The following is a 16,119-nucleotide window of genomic DNA, read 5'->3' on the forward strand; positions in this document are numbered from 1 at the left end:
CGGATTTTTTCGGTATGCGGTGTTCCCCTGTTCGTCGTCGTGGCGTCGCTTGTGGCATTGCTCGGTACGCCCGCAAGGGTGGGAGCGCCTTCTTTCTCCCCACTGGTCCTGCGGGCGGTGAGTGACCCAGCTGGCATCATGACCCCGGCGTTGGCGTTAGCCGCACTGCGCGACGCACTGCCAACCCGTCGATACAGCACGCGGCTCGCCGAAACACCCGTGTGGTTTGTCGTTGACTCTGCGTTGCCTTTCTTATCTGGCATGCAGACGGCATCAGTCGTTGAACTACCGTCGCGTCACGCGCAGACCGTTACCTGCTGGGATGCCACGAACCTGGCGCCAGTCGGTAGTGGGAGCAGGCTTGAAGTGGCCGGCAACCTTTATCCTGTCAAGGCTGGGTTTGCGATCCATATCACCCCTTCCGAACGGCTCCTGTGTCGCGGAACCTTTATGGGACCCGCTTATATTGAAGCCATCGCCTGGCGCGCAGCCGACCTGCAACGATCCGCACGACAGTTTCACGATAACGCGGCGATCATCGCTGGCGGACTGACCACGCTGGCAGTCTTCGTTTTTCTCACCGCACTGATAAATCGCGAGTGGACCTATGTGATCTTTGCCGCATGGCTCATCGGCAACATGCGCATCTGTGCAAATGCGATGGGCTGGGATTCACAGTGGTTTGGCTACCCGATTCCGCCTGGCATTCTGCCCGTGCTGCGGGAACTCACCTTCGCAGCGTACTACCTCATTACGATCGAACTGTTCCAACGCCTTTTCCGCGATCAGCTCAGGTCTGTCGGGCATGTGGCCGCGCTTAAGCTTGTCAGGTGCGCAAGCGTGCCGCTGCTGGTTTGTGCAATGGTTCTGCCGTATCGCTATTTCATCCCTGCATTGTGGACACTCAGTGCTATTGCAATCTGTGTGCTGATCTTCCTGCTCGGGCTTATCATCTGGCGAAGCCGCACGCGCACGGTGTTATGGTATGCAGCTTCCATGACCACGGTGCTCGGGTCCATCCTTTCGGAGGTCTGTAGTGCGGCGTTCGGAGTGAAGTTGCCGTTGGGTGACGCAGATCCTGTGGTCACGGTGCTGATGTCCAGCCTGATGGCGGCAGTCGCCATTGCGGAGAAAATCCGGGCGGAGCGTGATGAAAACAGGCGAGCGCAAATCCGGTTACGCGATACGTACGATGTCACGCCTGTCGGGCTCTTTACGCTCGACGGGAACGGCCAGTTCTTGCAAACCAATGCTGCATTACGCGACATGCTCAAGATGCGCGAAGGTAGCTACCGTCACCGGTACTGGCAGGACTATTTTCAGCCCGGCTGTCTGCCCCAGTGCGATGCGCAGGCAACGACTGGCAGACCGGTAGAAAAAGAGATCCATCCGCACACTTTCCTCAGTATCCGCGACCGCTGTTTTCTGCTGAAGATCATCCGCTCAAACGGGTGCCTGGAAGGTTCGCTGCAGGATATTACCGAGCGCTCGAAAGCTGTGGAACGCCTTCGGTTCCTCGCGGATCACGATTCCCTCAGCGGATTGCTTAACCGTCGTGGTCTGCAACAGGCGATCCACGCAATGTCCAGACAGTCAGCGCCTTGGGCGCTTGCCTATATCGATCTGGATCGCTTCAAGCTTATCAACGATCTGTTCGGGCATCAGGCTGGCGACCAGGTTCTCCGGCAGGTTGCGGCCCGTTTGCGTACGCACTTTGGCGCTGACACCCGGCTCGCCCGTATCGGGGGGGACGAGTTCGTATGCGTTGTGTCTGATTTATCGGTTGATAGCGTTCTCGAAAGATGCACGGAGCTCTACACGCTGCTAAATGACACGCCGTACCGGTCGGGCAACCGCGTGCTCCAGGTGAAAGCGTCGTTGGGCGTGGTCGAATGTACGCGGGTCACCCGTGCGCAGGATGCGCTTTCTCACGCGGCCTGTGCATGCCGCGAGGCCAAGAAGCATCCGCATTCGCGCATGATGGTCTATCGTGCCGGCGCTCCGATCTTCGAGCGATACAACCGGGAGATGAGACTTGTTGAGATGCTCAGGCAGAACAGGTTGCCATCGGGCCTTTTTCTCATGATGCAACCGATCATGTCGCTTGCGCAGCCCGGCGACTCGCTTAATTTCGAGGTCCTGCTTCGACGCAGGGCGCCCGATGGCACGGTTGAACTGGCTGGCGAAATCATCGTTGCGGCGGAAGAATCCGGTCACATTGCTGCAATCGACCGGTGGGTGCTTACCAGCGTGCTTGACTGGATCGAGATCAACCGCAAGGCGCTGGGGAACACCCGGTTCATCTGCGTGAATCTGAGCGGTGGGTCGCTTAATGACGAGCAATTCGTGGAGTACGTTTGCGCTTTGCTGAAGCGGCACCGCGCATGCGCCACCATGTTGTGTCTGGAAATCACCGAGACAATCGCACTACACGATCTCGCCAATACGCAGAAGTTCATCTCCCGGGTACATGAGCTCGGTGCAAAAATCGCTTTTGATGATTTCGGCGCAGGCTACACGTCGTTCCGATATTTGAAGGACATGTCGGCGGACGCCCTGAAAATCGACGGCGAATTCATTCGTTCCATGCCGGGCAATCCGGCCAACGTTGCGATCGTCGAGGCGATCGTGTCGCTCGCAAGAAATCTGGGCATGCGCAGCATTGCGGAGTCAGTCGAAGACGTCGAAACCCTCCAGATTCTTCGCGAGATCAACGTGGACTATGTGCAGGGTTTTATCATCGCAAAACCGCAACTCGCCAAAGACATTCTCGAGGCCCACGCCGCAGTCGACTTTATCTCAGACCGGCAGCTCCTTGAGGAACTGCATCGGGATCCGGGCAGCGACTCCTTTGATGCACTTGATTGCCACGCATGAGGACCGGTGTGGATATGATGATATAGACTCGCACGCGCTTGCAGCTCTTACGATGCAATTACGCCTGAGGGCGGAACCCGGCCATAAAGCCGTCGCGCTACATCGATCTGCAAGGCCCGGTGCCTTGACGGCGTCGTGTCGCGCGTATTGCTGCGTGCTTCCCCCGGCAAGGCTCTTGCCAAACTGCCTCACTGGTCCGGGCATTTCGAAGTAGACGCCCAATACCACTGTGTGCATCGTCATGAGAGGTCAGACACGCATTGTTCCGGTCACTGCGTGACTCTGCGTCAGCATCCGGGCATCCGGTTCGCGGCGCCCAGGAAGACGATACCTTAGTCGCTGGGTCGCTGGGTCGCTGGGTCGCTGGGTCGCGTTGAGCGGTGGTTGTACGAAAAGCGGGGCGGCGACAGGCCTTCATTGCCCAGGAGAAGACTTTTCTGCAGAACGGACTCTTCCGGGTTTCGGCAGAAGCCTCGCTGGTCATGGTTCTCGTGGCATTGAGCCGGCGAATCCGCAGGCAGGCAATCAGTCTCCCTTGAACCGCGGAATCGCACGGTTCAAGGGAGTTCCCAGCACCTCCAGCAATGCCATTCGTGCCGTCTCGATCCAGTCGTCGACCGTGGCGTAACGGCGCTGTGCCGTGCATGCCTGCCCGACAGCGACCAGAACACGCGGCGGCGGACCAAAGCCCTGCCAGTACTCGCCCGTCTGAATGGCGCGCTGAATCTCCTGCGCGACATGTGCGGCGCCCTGACGATCAGTGTCAGGAAGCAGGACAGCATGTTCGGTCGCCGAGTACCGCGCTCCCTGATCGCCGGGTCGGCGAAGCCGGTGAACGATCGTTGTCTCGATGACCTCAGTGACAGCTATCGGATCGGCCGTCATTCCGGTATGTACATCAGGGCTCAGCATGAGCAGCGACATGGGCAACCCGCTGCGCAATGCACGACGCCATTCGAGCTCTGTACACTTGCGGAATGTCTGCGCGTCGAGGAGGATGCGTGGCGGGGAAGCGCTCCACGCCGGCTGGAGGGCCGGCGCTGACGGTTGTTCGACCGAATGGAGCGGTTTGCGCTCGTTTGTCGCTGCGTCCCCAATGGTCACATTGGCGATAAGACAGTACCCTACGCGAGGAACAGTCTTGACGATCGGTGCGCCTTCGCCGAGACGCTCGAACGATGTTCGCAGGCCGTGGATGACCTGGTTCAGACTGTTGTCGCCAACCTCAAGACCGTGACGGCGCCATACCTCATCGAAAAGCCGGCGACGGCTGAAAATTTCATTCGGTGAACGAACCAGAACACCAAGCAGACGTGTGACCACGGCTGGAAGAGCAATAGACGGCGTCGCGCCAGTCAGGCTCGTGACCTGGTTGACTGTCTCGTCGAAAACCCATCGTCCGTTAAGGACAAAGCGCTGTATTCCAATGCTGTTCATGACTATCCTCGGCTTGACTGAGTTATCACACTATTTGCGCAGCGCCGGATGATGAAATATGAGTAAAGCGGGATGCTGGTGTTTTCGAGGAGCGACGCAGGAAGTGTTGGGTCAGTGTTCGCCTTGGTCGTTATCGGTGTGAACCGTTGGCAAATATATCGATCCACCGCGTTCGTCGCACCGGACCCGTCAAATCTGAAGACCAACGTCGTGAGGGCATTTCGTAGCGGGTGCGCAACGGTCACAGATCTGGCGTCGTCTCCGATGAGCGGCCATCCCTCGGCGACGGTTGCAGAACGCAGGTGCGCCTCGCCGGAGACGATGATCCGGCAGGACATCGCAATGGCCAGATTATTGAGGCAGGCTGGTGTCACGCACGCTGCCGTGCCTGATCGCAAGTGCCGAAGTGCAGGTGTTAACTCGAGCCTGCCATGCGATGAACTGCGCGCAGTATGGGTGGGAGTGTACCCATGGAGCCAAACAGCCGGATGACTGGCGCAAGGTAGACATCTGCCACAACAGCAGGCAGGCAGACATTTATCTATCGGGGTAGACACCGTTCACTGCGAAATTTCTTCGTATCTGCATCAACGCATCCGGTGCCACAGGCTTGCCAAAAAGAAAGCCCTGCATCGCGTGGCAACCGAGACGACTGAGAAAAGCTTGCTGTGCATGTGTTTCGACACCCTCTGCAACGACCTGCATCTTGAGTGCCCGGCCTAGCGCCACAATCGCAGCGACAATCGTACTACCCTCGTTGGGTACGTCAACCATGAAACCCCGATCGATCTTGAGTTCTGCAGCAGGTAGCCTTTTCAGATACATCAGACTCGAATAGCCGGTCCCAAAATCATCGATAGAAATGCGCACTCCAAGCCCAACCAGCTTCTGCAGTATCTCAATGCTTGCGGCAAAGTCGTGCATTGCCGATGTTTCCGTCAGTTCGATCGTGAGAAGACCAGGCTCAATGCCATGACGTCTGATCGCATCACAGACGACCGAGAAGAGATGGTCACCCGCGAGCTGACGCACTGAGACATTTACGGCAATGCCAAACTCGGCAATTCCGTGTGTGCGCCATTCGCCCATCTGTCGGCAAGCTTCATTGATTACCCAGTCGCCAATGTCTATGATCATCCCGTTGCGCTCCGCAATCCGTATGAAAGCTTCCGGGGGCAATACGCCGTATGCTGGATGATCCCACCTGAGTAACGCCTCGGCACTCCTGATCTCGTGGGTTTGCACATCGTACTTCGGCTGGTAAAGCAGGCGCATCTCGCGATTGGAAAGTGCGTGATGCATGTCTGAGGTTAGGATTTGTGAGCTTGTCATGATCTGGCATCAATGTCTGGCCATTGATGGACCAGTGTTGCGGCAATTTAACCGGGCGAGCACGCATCGTGAGACGGCTTTCATTCTGGTGCAAGAGCCTCATCTCCGACCAGTCAATGCATCTGCCACGATATCATTCCTTTATAAGTCAATTCCTGGAGGTCCTGCAACTCTAGCAGTCAGAAGGGATGTTAATACTGTAGCCGTTTTCCGTATGACGACACATGCCGTAACGTAATGATTTGTTAGTACATACTGAGTAAAAATGCCCGTTAGCTGTTTGCGCAAAGACATATACACGATTACGCCTTGCGGTGTGGGCTCCTTTCAGGGCGTACAGACCGGCGTCCCAATTATGTTCAAAATGACGGTGTGTCGGCGCACATGATCAGCGTTAACCGACAGTGTCGCGCCAGGCAACGCGCCCGCCAGCTTCGCAGGTTTTTTCTCCGGCGTTGTGTTTGATCCTTCGAAGATCGGCCGGGTTCCGGATAGGTGGTGCCGGCGACGATGACTCGAAGGAGTTCGCGACGGTTGACAGCGGAACGCCAGAGGGGCGGCCAGTAAGTCGTCATTGAGGGCGGTCGGGAACACCTCACACTCAGGTTCAAAAGCTTAAAGAATGCCTGCAGATCTATCAGGCAACAACGCCATTTAATCAGATCGCAAAATTGCGCCATTCGGGCATCTTTCACGTGTCCAGATCTCCTCTAAAGATGTATATGAAAAGTTATGACGAAGGACGCTGGGCGGCTACGGGCACCAAAGGAGATGTAATAATGAATGTGCGCTGCTTCCGAAGCCATACCGTGACATCGATTGCCAGTTAGAACGTGACGAGATCATCAACATGCTTGCTACCTCCAGCGACTATCTTTTGCGCGGATCCCTGCAGGGACTCGTACTTGAGTCTGCACTGGCATCCGCTGGGATGCTGGTCGCCCGATCGGTTGACTCATCGAGCCTTGAAATGGTGGTGGCGTTGCTGGGTGCCGTGCTCTGCGGCATGCTGATTCTCCTCTGGCGACCGCTCTTCGACCTGACAGTGTGGAAATCGCGTCGGTCTCCTTTTGTGCTGGACGAAGATGTCCGCGCGACTATTGGTGGCCGTTTGATCGGACTGGTACTTGGATTAGGGTTCGGCATCACGGTTGCAGCCTGGTTCAGGTGACCGTGCTACAGCCTGGAGCAGTACTTGCGATATTTAGAATGATCGCCAATGTCGCATGAAAAGCTTGATCACAATAAATAACAATTCAGGATCATCGGTTTGATACCTTCTGCAGGATTAGCGGATGCCTGACAGGTGTGATGGTGATCCTGGGCTCAAGCGGTTGCTGGATAGATGGGCAGCATCTGTCAGCCGCTGTTGCCCCTTCGACTGCAGGAGCTTGCCGCTACCTGAAGCTGACGCATACGCCGGGCGCCTCGTGTCGCGCCGTATCCGAAGCCTTGAACGTGTTTTGGTACGGCTGCATGCCGATACGATATCCGGCCCAGCTTGCCGGCATGTGTATGCGGGAGTCACGCAAAGAAATGACAAAGAATGAAGTATTCCAAAAGGTATGACAGTCGGTATGCTTCTGGCGATGATCGGCGGTCAGCGCTGGGATCCGGCGGAAGTGAACGCGACACTTCCGCATGCATTCGTCGAATCCGGCGATTCCACCGAGGCCTGTGGCCCATTATCCGCGCGATAGTGCAACTGCGAACCGGCTCAATGGTTACAGTTCCCTTAACGTCGATAACAGATGGGGAGTCATCCGGTGTGATCTTTCGACGCCTACTGGCTGACAAGGGTAGCCCGGTTTCTTGAACAGGAAGCGCAGATCTTCAGGCGATGGCAGGCACACGCTGCTGTTGAAAAGCAGTTGTCATTTCCACACGCCCGGCTGCAGCAGGCCTGAATGTTCAGTGAAGCGTGAACTGCTGGATGAGGACCGCGCGCCATGTCACACTGAAGGTCGCTGTCAGGCATCGTATCCTGGTCTTTTCACGGGAAGGGGCATCGAAGCTGAACCGCAATTGCAGGCACATTACCCGACAGCCGCAATCAGGTGCATCCATCTCTCGGACAGCATGTGGTACCAAGCAATGCGATTAGTTGTCCAAAGTTTGGACGGAATATGACCCGGGAGTATCAGTCGATGTCTTTTTCGCAATCAAAAGTCGTAGCCATAACGAACCATAAGGGCGGCTGCGGGAAAACGACGACGATCATCAATCTTGCTGCCGAATTCGGACGAATGGGTTTCAGGGTTCTTGTTATCGACATGGACCCCCAGGCCAATGCAAGCCTGCATATTGGAACAACCCATCCCAGCCGGGTTGACTTCACCTGCGCTGAGTTGCTGCTAGGCGAACCGTCCAGCCTCCCCCATGCGATCCATGAGCAGACCCATCTCGAAGGAGTATCACTGATATACGGCTCGCTCTCCCTCGGAAAAACAGAAGATGAGCTGAAGGACGTTACGCCCAGACCCTCCGAGGAATTGCGCAGCAAGCTCGAACCGGCGGACGGCGTGTACGACATTATCCTGATTGACTGTCCTCCGAGCCTCAAGCTTCTTACAAGCAACGCCATGGCGGCGGCAACTCACATCATCGTGCCTGTCGAATCCGGCTCGCAATATGGCCTATATGGCGCGGATGATCTTTTAAAGCATGTGGCAAAGATCCGACGCATCAATCCGAAAGTGATGCTCTTAGGTGCTCTCCTTCTTAAACACGACGAACGACAGACGGTCTGCAAGCTCCTGGAAACGACAGCGACAAGAACCTTCGGGCAGATCCTGCCCGTGAAGATATCAGCCAGCACTAAGGTAAATCAGGCTGCCGTCATGCAGCAGAGCGTGCATTGCCTCGATCGAACCTCAAAGGTTGCCAGAGAGTTCCGCCGGCTTGCGACCGGGCTGATCGATACCCTTGGCCTGAAGATGCCTGTTGGGGGTACGCAGTGAGCCGCCGCAGTCTTAAGGCACAACTCGCAATCAAGGCTGAGCAGAATACCCTGCGACATCGGGATGCAAACTACCGCGACGATTTTGACGCCGGCCGGCATCATACAAAGATCCCACTCGAAAAGATCAGTGCGAGCCCGTACCAGCCACGGACTGCTTTTGTCGAATCAGAGATTCACGAACTGGCAGCATCAATCAGTTCCGTTGGTCTGCTGCAACCGGTAAGTGTCCGCGTGGTGGGCGACGGCTACGAACTGGTGGCGGGCGAACGTCGCCTGCGAGCGCACCAGCATCTCGGGAAACCCACGATCGAAGCAATCATCCTGGACGTGGACGACGCGACTAGTGCGATGCTTGCGCTTGCCGAGAATATAGAGCGTGAGGATCTGTCTGATTTTGAGGTGGGGGAAGGCATCCGCAGGATAGAAGAGCAGTTTCCAAGGCGAACGCGGCTCGCGGAGTCACTGGGAATCCAGCGATCAGATCTTTATCGTTATCTTTCGTATTCGAAGTTGCCAGAGTTCGTCCGTGAACGGCTCGTCATGCAACCGAAGTTGTTATCACGTTCGGCAGCATCAGACATCGTCAAGGCGCTCAAGGACGCAGGGGACGACGTTAATGCTCACGCCCGCCTTCGCGAAGCGTGGCGACAGCTTGAGGCTGGTCGGCTCGACCAGACCAAGATCGCCTCCATGATTCTGCTTGCAGACACAAAGCCGGTCGAGCCGTCCAGGCCGATTCCTGTCATGAAGGGCGCCGCGAAGATTGGGACAGTGTCACGTCATCAGGGCAAGTTCATCGTGAAACTCAGCATCAGTGCGCTTTCAGAAGAGCAGATGGATAGGATCCAACGGTTTGTCGTCGAGCTTCTTGACTAGCTCTTAACGTCCAAACTTTGGACATAATCCTGAATCAGGACTTGGGATGGATGGCGACGCATTAGCAAAAGCACGGGCACTGGAAGAAAGGATGCGGACGCGCGCTCGTCGGGGTGAGGATGCTGCGCCGACCATCGGCCCAGCCGAGGATGGCGGTCAGAATGACACTGACTCGGGAAGGACCGCAACAACGGTCGCGGTGCGACGCAAGTCTGCCAGGATGCTTTCTGATGAGCGTCACCGTCAGCTCGATTTTTTCACTGCCGATTTTGTTGATGTCCCGCAGAAGAATGATCGTCATTCGATGGAGCATCCGCTTTTCAGTCTGAAGAAGCGTCCGGACACGACGATCCGGGTTTACGAGCACAATAACGTTGAGATCACCATCACACCAAGCGTGCTGGGTCTTGCAACCATCTGGGACAAGGATCTGCTGATCTACGCCACGAGTCAACTGGTACAGGGGATTAACGAGGGGCGTACTGACGTGACAAACCGAACAGTGAGGTTCACAGCATACGATTATTTCGTCTCTACAAATCGCGGCACCAGCGGCGCGGAGTATGAGTCTCTGGAGCGTACCCTCGAACGACTGAAGGGGACGCAGATCAAGACCAACATCGCAACCGGCGGCGAGCGGCGCAAGCGCGGTTTCGGAATGATCGAGGACTGGGAAATCGTCGAACGCGGCAGGGACGGAAGGATGGTTGCTGTCGAAATTACCCTGTCAAAGTGGCTTTACAACGCCGTTCAGGCGCTCGAAGTTCTGACAATCAACAAGCAATACTTCCGGTTGACGGGGGGACTGGAAAAGCGTTTGTACGAGCTGGCGCGCAAGCACTGCGGCAATCAGGCATGCTGGGCAGTCAGTGAGGAAATCCTGTTCAAGAAAAGCGGCTCCACCGGAACGCTACGGGAATTTCGCAGGCTGGTTAAAGAAATTGTACAGGCGGACTGCCTTCCGGATTACAGAGCCGCCTACGATGCAAAGGCCAGGCGGGTCATCTTCTACACAAGAGACATGCGGCGCCTCACCGCTGCAGCGCTCAAAACGGTGGGAAGCAGCTAGTGCCTCCGGTATCGTGTTTTCACCCACACTCTCAGGCTTCTATAATGACAGGGGCAGCGGCGTTATCGGTCGCATCCGGCGCGCAGGCCTCTCTCTTCATCTTTCTCAGGCGGTCTCCCATCGCCATGACACCGTGTTCGCCGTCACTTTCGAGGAATTGACGTCTATGCGCTCAACAGTGAATGGATTCCATTGGGAAGCGGCATCAGGGTATTGGCCACCGCTGAGTAGTCGGGACCCGAAATGTTGAGTTCCAGTTTGCGGATTTGGCGAAATGCGTCCACTGGAGCTCTCGTTGACGTACGGTGCCCACGATGATGCCGTGATCGTGGCGATCGTCGCCCGACGTCAATGTCCGGGCCAGTTGTTCCTTGTCGTTTGACCGCAGCTCGGGTGGGACGACTCTCTTACCAGAGAGCAGATGCACCATAGAGAGTCCGCAAACCGCGGCGCACCACCAATCCGCGGCGCATCAAGTGTCCGGGCGGCATCAGTAACGAGTGTGATCGCTGTCAGTAGGCTGGAGACGACGTTTGCCGGTGACTCCAGCCGGCTCATCGTGCAAAAACCAAAAACTTAGCGAAGGCCCTGCGGCTGTGGCGGCCTACCGACGATAACGGAGACCATACTGACTTCGCGAGTTCGCCTCCAGCGCAGCGCAACGACGGGCTGCGGCGCCAATGAGGGTGATCGCCGGCGCGTTAGTCGGCGAAACTGGGCTTTCTGAAAAGAGCCGGACCCGGAAAGCAGCGCCGCAAGCCACGTATCGATCCGTTAGAGATGGTCCTGTTGCATTCGGCTGCTCACCGGGCGATAGAACCACCGTTGCGGCCCTGACGGTGTCCTCCAGACGACAGGTCGTCTGCATCTGGGCAGGCATTAGTGCGACGGACAGCGCTTCTCCGGAGACGGCTGTGCGTGCTATTGCAAACTGATTGCGAAGTACGGCACCCTTCAAGACACTAGCGTAGCAATCCGGATTTCGTCGTAGCAACAGACACGTCGGGCTCTCGAAACCCATATCCCCTTGGTCGACAGCTGCGACGTTGCCATGCATTTGCACTTTCGAATAGGCATGTCTCCTATGCCAGGAATAACTATCACGTCGATACTGTCTTGAACGGTCGGGAAGACGACCGGATTGTCGGCGACCTCTTTGCGCCAGATCAGATCGAGTTTCCAGACCGCTTGAGTCGTCTGCATGTGAACAGGAGGCGTCAGGACGGGCGTCCTTGGGGGACTCGCGTTGTAGCCCGATTTACGCACCCAACTATGCTGACACCCCGTCGCTGCAAGCCCAGCTCCTCGTGCTGGCCGTCAGATAGCTGACTTCCCGTGGCGACCCGGAGCTGTGACGTACGGCATTGCCCCCTTCCCAGCTGGAAGCAAACCTGAATGGTCCTTTTCAGAGCACTCAGATCATGAGACGGCATATCCCGTCTCCGGTTCGCGGAGATCCTGCTCGTGTTTTCACCCACGCGCGCGTAAAGCAATGAACCACACCGTGTTTTCGCACACGGAAGCACGTGCTTTCACCCACGTGGCGCCCGTGTTTTTACCCACGGCAGAATCGTGTTTTCACCCACGAGGCTAGCCGGTAAGACATTGATATTAAGAATAATTCAGCTAGATAATTTTCGTTAACACGCGCGCGGGTTAACATTCTTTTAACGGTTAACATGAAGTTATCCCCATAAGCAGTCAGTCACACCGCCGCGTGGTGTGTTTATGTATGGACGTCATTCGGCGTATCCGCTCTGTCAGTTCATCAGAATGGTGATAGATGCGGCTCTGGCAAGCAAACATCATTGCGGATCGTGACGCAATGTTTTTGGCCGAGCGGAAGTGCATCATCGATCAGTACAAGACTGATCTTCACACAGGTTGTTTGCACTGCGGCCCGGGTTGCGGCAACTCGGTTAGGCCAGCGGAATTTGTTAGGAACACGCAACGCCGTCTGTTGGCCTGCCTCTTTACGAGTGTGAAGTAAGTGGAAAGTCAGTACCGTTCATATCTTACGGGCGAGTCCGGAAAGCCGCTTCTCGCCAGTCCCGCAGCGTAAGAATTTGAACGAATTTACGATGCACATGGGGGGAATATGATGGTTTCAGCTCAGGCGCACGGCGCGTGCAGGCGGCACGCCGACCGTCGATCAGGACGCAAACGAACCGATCACTAGACACCGAAAAATGTGGACTGCTTAGATTCGAGCTTCCAATTTGGAAGCATCAAGCATGGCCGCGCCCTGCTCCATACGGCGCGCTCAAGGCGTCATATTAACGTCGGAATAGATGGAGTAGCCCCTTGATTCTCAGGACACGAGACACCCCTTAAAATAAGAGGGAATCTTGTGACTAGTTTCAAGCCTAGGCAAATCGTGGAAAGCATTGAAGTTCTGACCGAGCCGGAGCGCCGTCGTCGACGTTCGGTCCAGGAGAAAGTGGCCATCGTGCAGGAAACCCTGGAGCCGGGAGCAACGGTTTCAGCGGTTGCCCGACGACACGGGGTCAACCCAAACCAGGTGTTTGCGTGGCGCAAGCAATACGAGGAAGGCAGCCTGGCTGCGGTAAAGGCTGGAGAAGCCGTGGTGCCCGCCTCCCAGTTAGCCACAGCGATGAAGGAAATCAGGGAGCTGCAGCGTCTGCTCGGCAAGAAGACGCAGGAGGCGGAAATCCTGAAGGAAGCAGTCGAGTATGGTCGCTCAAAAAACTGGATTGCGCGCTCGCCCTTACTGCCCGGGGACGACCAATGAAAACGGTCTGCGATGTTCTCGGCGTGGCGCGCTCTGCTTTGGCAGTCAGAAAAACGCGCTCCCCGGACTGGGAGGACGGCCGCCGCGCCCGACAGACCGACGACACGGAGCTGGTCGCTGCAATCCACGAGCATGTGGCGGGCTTGCCGACTTATGGATACCGGCGAGTCTGGGCGCTGCTGCGGCGTAGTCACGAAATGACTGGTGCGCCGTGCGTGAATGCCAAGCGGGTCTATCGCGTCATGCGCGACCATCAGTTGCTCCTTCGGCGCCTTGGTCAACGTCGCGATACCCGCCGGCATGACGGACGCATTGCCGTTGACCAGAGTAATGTCCGCTGGTGCTCGGATGGCTTTGAGTTCCGTTGTGACGATGGCTCGCCGTTGCGCGTGACGTTTGCACTGGACTGCCATGACCGGGAAGCTATCAGCTGGGCAGCGACTACTGGCGGTCATAGCGGCGACGTCGTACGTGATGTGATGCTCGCAGCGGTCGAGCAACGCTTCGGCACGACGCAGGCAGGCGCAACCATCGAATGGCTGTCAGACAACGGCTCTGCCTACATCGACCATCGCACGCGCAGTTTCGCTCGCGAGCTGGGTCTGGAGCCGTTGACTACACCCGTTCGTTCGCCGCAGAGTAACGGCATGGCCGAGTCGTTCGTGAAGACAATCAAGCACGATTACATTGCCTTTATGCACAAGCCTGATGTACCAACCGCACTCTCGCATCTGGCTATTGCGTTTGAACAATGATATGAACGCCTCCCACCAAAGTTGGCCGCGCCGGCCGGACTATAGTGATAGGGCCAAGGCGTCTTGGTAAAATCGGAGATCGCTATGCTGCTCACTCCTGTTGGGATTGATATCGCGAAATCGGTGTTTCAGGTTCACCATGTAGACGCGGACACGGGTCAGATCATCAACAAGGCGATTAAGCGCGCCAGCTTTCTGCACTACTTCGCAAATCGGGCCCCCTGCCTTATTGGAATGGAGGCCTGTGGGGGCGCGCAGCATTGGGCGCGTGAACTGACAAAGCTGGGGCATCAGGTTAGGCTGCTCTCATCGAGATTCGTCAAGGCATTCAACATCGGCAACAAGAGTGACGCGGCGGACGCACGAGCAATCTGGCTGGCTGTCCAACAGCCAGGCAAGTGTGTTTCAGTGAAAACCGAAGCTCAGCAGGCGGTGCTCGCCATGCACCGGATGCGAGAGCAACTGGTGAAGATGCGCACGATGCAGATAAACGCGCTGCGCGGCCTGATGACTGAATACGGCGAGGTAATGGGGAGAAGCCGCGCGGTCCTGGAACGAGAAATGCCAGGCACTTTGCACCGACTCTCGGAACGTCTGCCGGCGATGCTGATCGACACGCTGCGTGACAGGTGGAACGAAGTTGCAAGAATGGACGAGCAAATCGCGAGGATCGAGCAACGGCTTCGCGTCTGGCTGAAGCAAGACAGAAGTTGTTCGGCCATAGCCGAAATTCCTGGCGTTGGTCTGCTCACCGCAACGGCGGCAGTGGCCACAATGGCCGATCCCAAATCGTTCAGATCTGGGCGAGAATTTGCAGCGTTTTTAGGGCTCGTTCCGCGGCAGCACGGTTCGGGCGGAAAGGTAAGTCTGTTTGGAATCAGCAAGAGGGGCGACACCTATTTACGCACGCTCATGACTCACGGTGCGCGCTGCGTCCTGGCAAATGCCAAGGACCCGGGCCTCTGGGTCGAGCAACTGAAAAAACGAAGGCCGGCAAACGTGGTAGTAATCGCCTTGGCGAACAAGCTCGCACGGATCATCTGGGCAGTCCTTGCACACGGACGCCCGTATGAAAAGGGTTACGCAAGCGTTCGGCCAGTCTGAGCACGTTTGCCGGTGCGCCGTGGAATCAGTGAGTTTCGTATCAACATCATCGTGTCGTACGTGAACCATCAAGAGGTTGCGCAGGCGCTTCATCTGGAATGACAGAACAGGTAGGACCGAGGCTCGCTGAACCTGTGTTGTAGTGAGAGCTTCGAGCTCGTTTGAGCAATGAGGTGCGAGTCAGCGGATTTCATAGTGGCCAGCAGCGGTAGTCCGAACTGCAAATAGGCCGGATATACAGCTGCAGCCCGTCTTGTTCTGGAATGCCCGACCGAAGCCTCTCGCAAAGGGAGGCGTTCATATACATTACAACGAGCGTCACCCGCATAAGGCATTGAAGTACCGTTCGCCCCGGGAGTTCCGGCGAACTGCTGCATCATCAACCTAACGGTGTCCGAGTGTCCTGAGTTACAGGGTCAACTCCAATAGAGACACACAGGTCTCGTGCGAAGCGCGAATAGTCCGGAGTAGGACAGACCGCTTACCTCGTACCTGCTGCAATGATACAGTTGTAGTCTATAACTGCGAGATGAACACGCCCGCAAGTGGGTTCGGTTCCTTACCGGACCCTTGAGCAGCATGATGAGCTGTGTTGGTTGAGCCTGCAAAAGCCGCCATTTCTTCGGCTGCCTGCTACTTATGTCGTCGTTGCGCTTGCATGCTGAAAGGCGGAACCCTGGCGATAAGCATGGTGAAGATGGATACGGCGCTCCGCAGCAATGCAGCCATCAAGGACAGCATCAAACTCGGTTTGAAAGCGGAACGTAGCAGGGAACCCATGGGGGAAAATCTCCAGCCAGCTGTCGTCGGCCAGGTTACGGATCGAAACAACGCACCGATAGTACTTTTTGGAATTCGGGGTCGACGGGATTATCAAAGGCACCACGCCGATTTCAAATCCCTGATAAAGGTATAAGCGTCGATTCATACGACTGGCAGGATCAAAACTGAAACG

Annotated in this window: 9 protein-coding genes and 1 pseudogene; 7 read left to right on the plus strand and 3 right to left on the minus strand. The window is 56.5% G+C overall.

The genetic code is table 11. The features are described 5' to 3' along the window. Window positions 1–138: 138 nt before the first annotated feature. Complete coding sequence (locus AAGS40_RS29640; protein WP_345817779.1) at window positions 139–2,877, plus strand: EAL domain-containing protein; 2,739 nt, start codon at window positions 139–141, stop codon at window positions 2,875–2,877. Between the two features lie 525 nt (window positions 2,878–3,402). Here AAGS40_RS29640 and AAGS40_RS29645 read toward each other — a convergent pair. Both AAGS40_RS29645 and AAGS40_RS29650 read right to left on the minus strand, forming a co-directional pair. Continuing rightward, complete coding sequence (locus AAGS40_RS29645; RefSeq protein WP_345817780.1) at window positions 3,403–4,314, minus strand: winged helix-turn-helix domain-containing protein; 912 nt, start codon at window positions 4,312–4,314, stop codon at window positions 3,403–3,405. Between the two features lie 537 nt (window positions 4,315–4,851). Then, window positions 4,852–5,646 carry an EAL domain-containing protein gene (locus AAGS40_RS29650; RefSeq protein ID WP_345817781.1) on the minus strand — a complete coding sequence of 265 codons (795 nt, stop codon included), beginning with the start codon at window positions 5,644–5,646 and terminating at the stop codon, window positions 4,852–4,854. Between the two features lie 850 nt (window positions 5,647–6,496). Here AAGS40_RS29650 and AAGS40_RS29655 point away from each other — a divergent pair. From AAGS40_RS29655 to AAGS40_RS29680, 6 genes and pseudogenes are all read left to right on the plus strand, one after another. Then, window positions 6,497–6,817 carry a hypothetical protein gene (locus tag AAGS40_RS29655; protein ID WP_345817782.1) on the plus strand — a complete coding sequence of 107 codons (321 nt, stop codon included), beginning with the start codon at window positions 6,497–6,499 and terminating at the stop codon, window positions 6,815–6,817. Window positions 6,818–7,793: 976 nt separating this feature from the next. Next, window positions 7,794–8,606 (plus strand): AAA family ATPase, encoded by an 813-nt coding sequence (locus AAGS40_RS29660; RefSeq protein WP_345817783.1) that lies wholly within the window; start codon window positions 7,794–7,796, stop codon window positions 8,604–8,606. Then, complete coding sequence (locus AAGS40_RS29665) at window positions 8,603–9,484, plus strand: ParB/RepB/Spo0J family partition protein (RefSeq protein ID WP_345817784.1); 882 nt, start codon at window positions 8,603–8,605, stop codon at window positions 9,482–9,484. The genes AAGS40_RS29660 and AAGS40_RS29665 overlap by 4 nt, the downstream gene beginning before the upstream one ends. A gap of 46 nt (window positions 9,485–9,530) precedes the next feature. After that, the gene (locus AAGS40_RS29670; protein ID WP_345817785.1) at window positions 9,531–10,553 is read left to right on the plus strand and encodes a replication initiator protein A; all 1,023 of its coding nucleotides are present in this window, start codon (window positions 9,531–9,533) and stop codon (window positions 10,551–10,553) included. Window positions 10,554–12,939: 2,386 nt separating this feature from the next. Further along, window positions 12,940–14,054: pseudogene (locus tag AAGS40_RS29675) on the plus strand (IS3 family transposase); the annotation flags it as partial. 90 nt (window positions 14,055–14,144) lie between these two features. Beyond that, window positions 14,145–15,164 (plus strand): IS110 family transposase, encoded by a 1,020-nt coding sequence (locus AAGS40_RS29680; protein ID WP_345817786.1) that lies wholly within the window; start codon window positions 14,145–14,147, stop codon window positions 15,162–15,164. 637 nt (window positions 15,165–15,801) lie between these two features. On the opposite strand, the gene AAGS40_RS29685 is transcribed toward AAGS40_RS29680, so the two are convergent. Then, entirely contained in the window at window positions 15,802–16,092 is a 291-nt protein-coding gene (locus AAGS40_RS29685) for a hypothetical protein (protein WP_345817787.1), read from the minus strand. Between the last annotated feature and the right edge of the window lie 27 nt (window positions 16,093–16,119).

Origin of the sequence: Paraburkholderia sp. PREW-6R (assembly GCF_039621805.1) — a bacterium.
Classification (GTDB): Bacteria; Pseudomonadota; Gammaproteobacteria; order Burkholderiales; family Burkholderiaceae; genus Paraburkholderia.

What these genes read in the sequence shown, in the direction of transcription:
- AAGS40_RS29650 (WP_345817781.1), bottom strand. Translation starts at nt 5,646, where the DNA reads ATGACAAGCTCACAAATCCTAACCTCAGACATGCATCACGCACTTTCC.
- AAGS40_RS29655 (WP_345817782.1), top strand. Translation starts at nt 6,497, where the DNA reads ATGCTTGCTACCTCCAGCGACTATCTTTTGCGCGGATCCCTGCAGGGA.
- AAGS40_RS29660 (WP_345817783.1), top strand. Translation starts at nt 7,794, where the DNA reads ATGTCTTTTTCGCAATCAAAAGTCGTAGCCATAACGAACCATAAGGGC.
- AAGS40_RS29680 (WP_345817786.1), top strand. Translation starts at nt 14,145, where the DNA reads ATGCTGCTCACTCCTGTTGGGATTGATATCGCGAAATCGGTGTTTCAG.
- AAGS40_RS29670 (WP_345817785.1), top strand. Translation starts at nt 9,531, where the DNA reads ATGGATGGCGACGCATTAGCAAAAGCACGGGCACTGGAAGAAAGGATG.
- AAGS40_RS29640 (WP_345817779.1), top strand. Translation starts at nt 139, where the DNA reads ATGACCCCGGCGTTGGCGTTAGCCGCACTGCGCGACGCACTGCCAACC.
- AAGS40_RS29685 (WP_345817787.1), bottom strand. Translation starts at nt 16,092, where the DNA reads ATGAATCGACGCTTATACCTTTATCAGGGATTTGAAATCGGCGTGGTG.
- AAGS40_RS29645 (WP_345817780.1), bottom strand. Translation starts at nt 4,314, where the DNA reads ATGAACAGCATTGGAATACAGCGCTTTGTCCTTAACGGACGATGGGTT.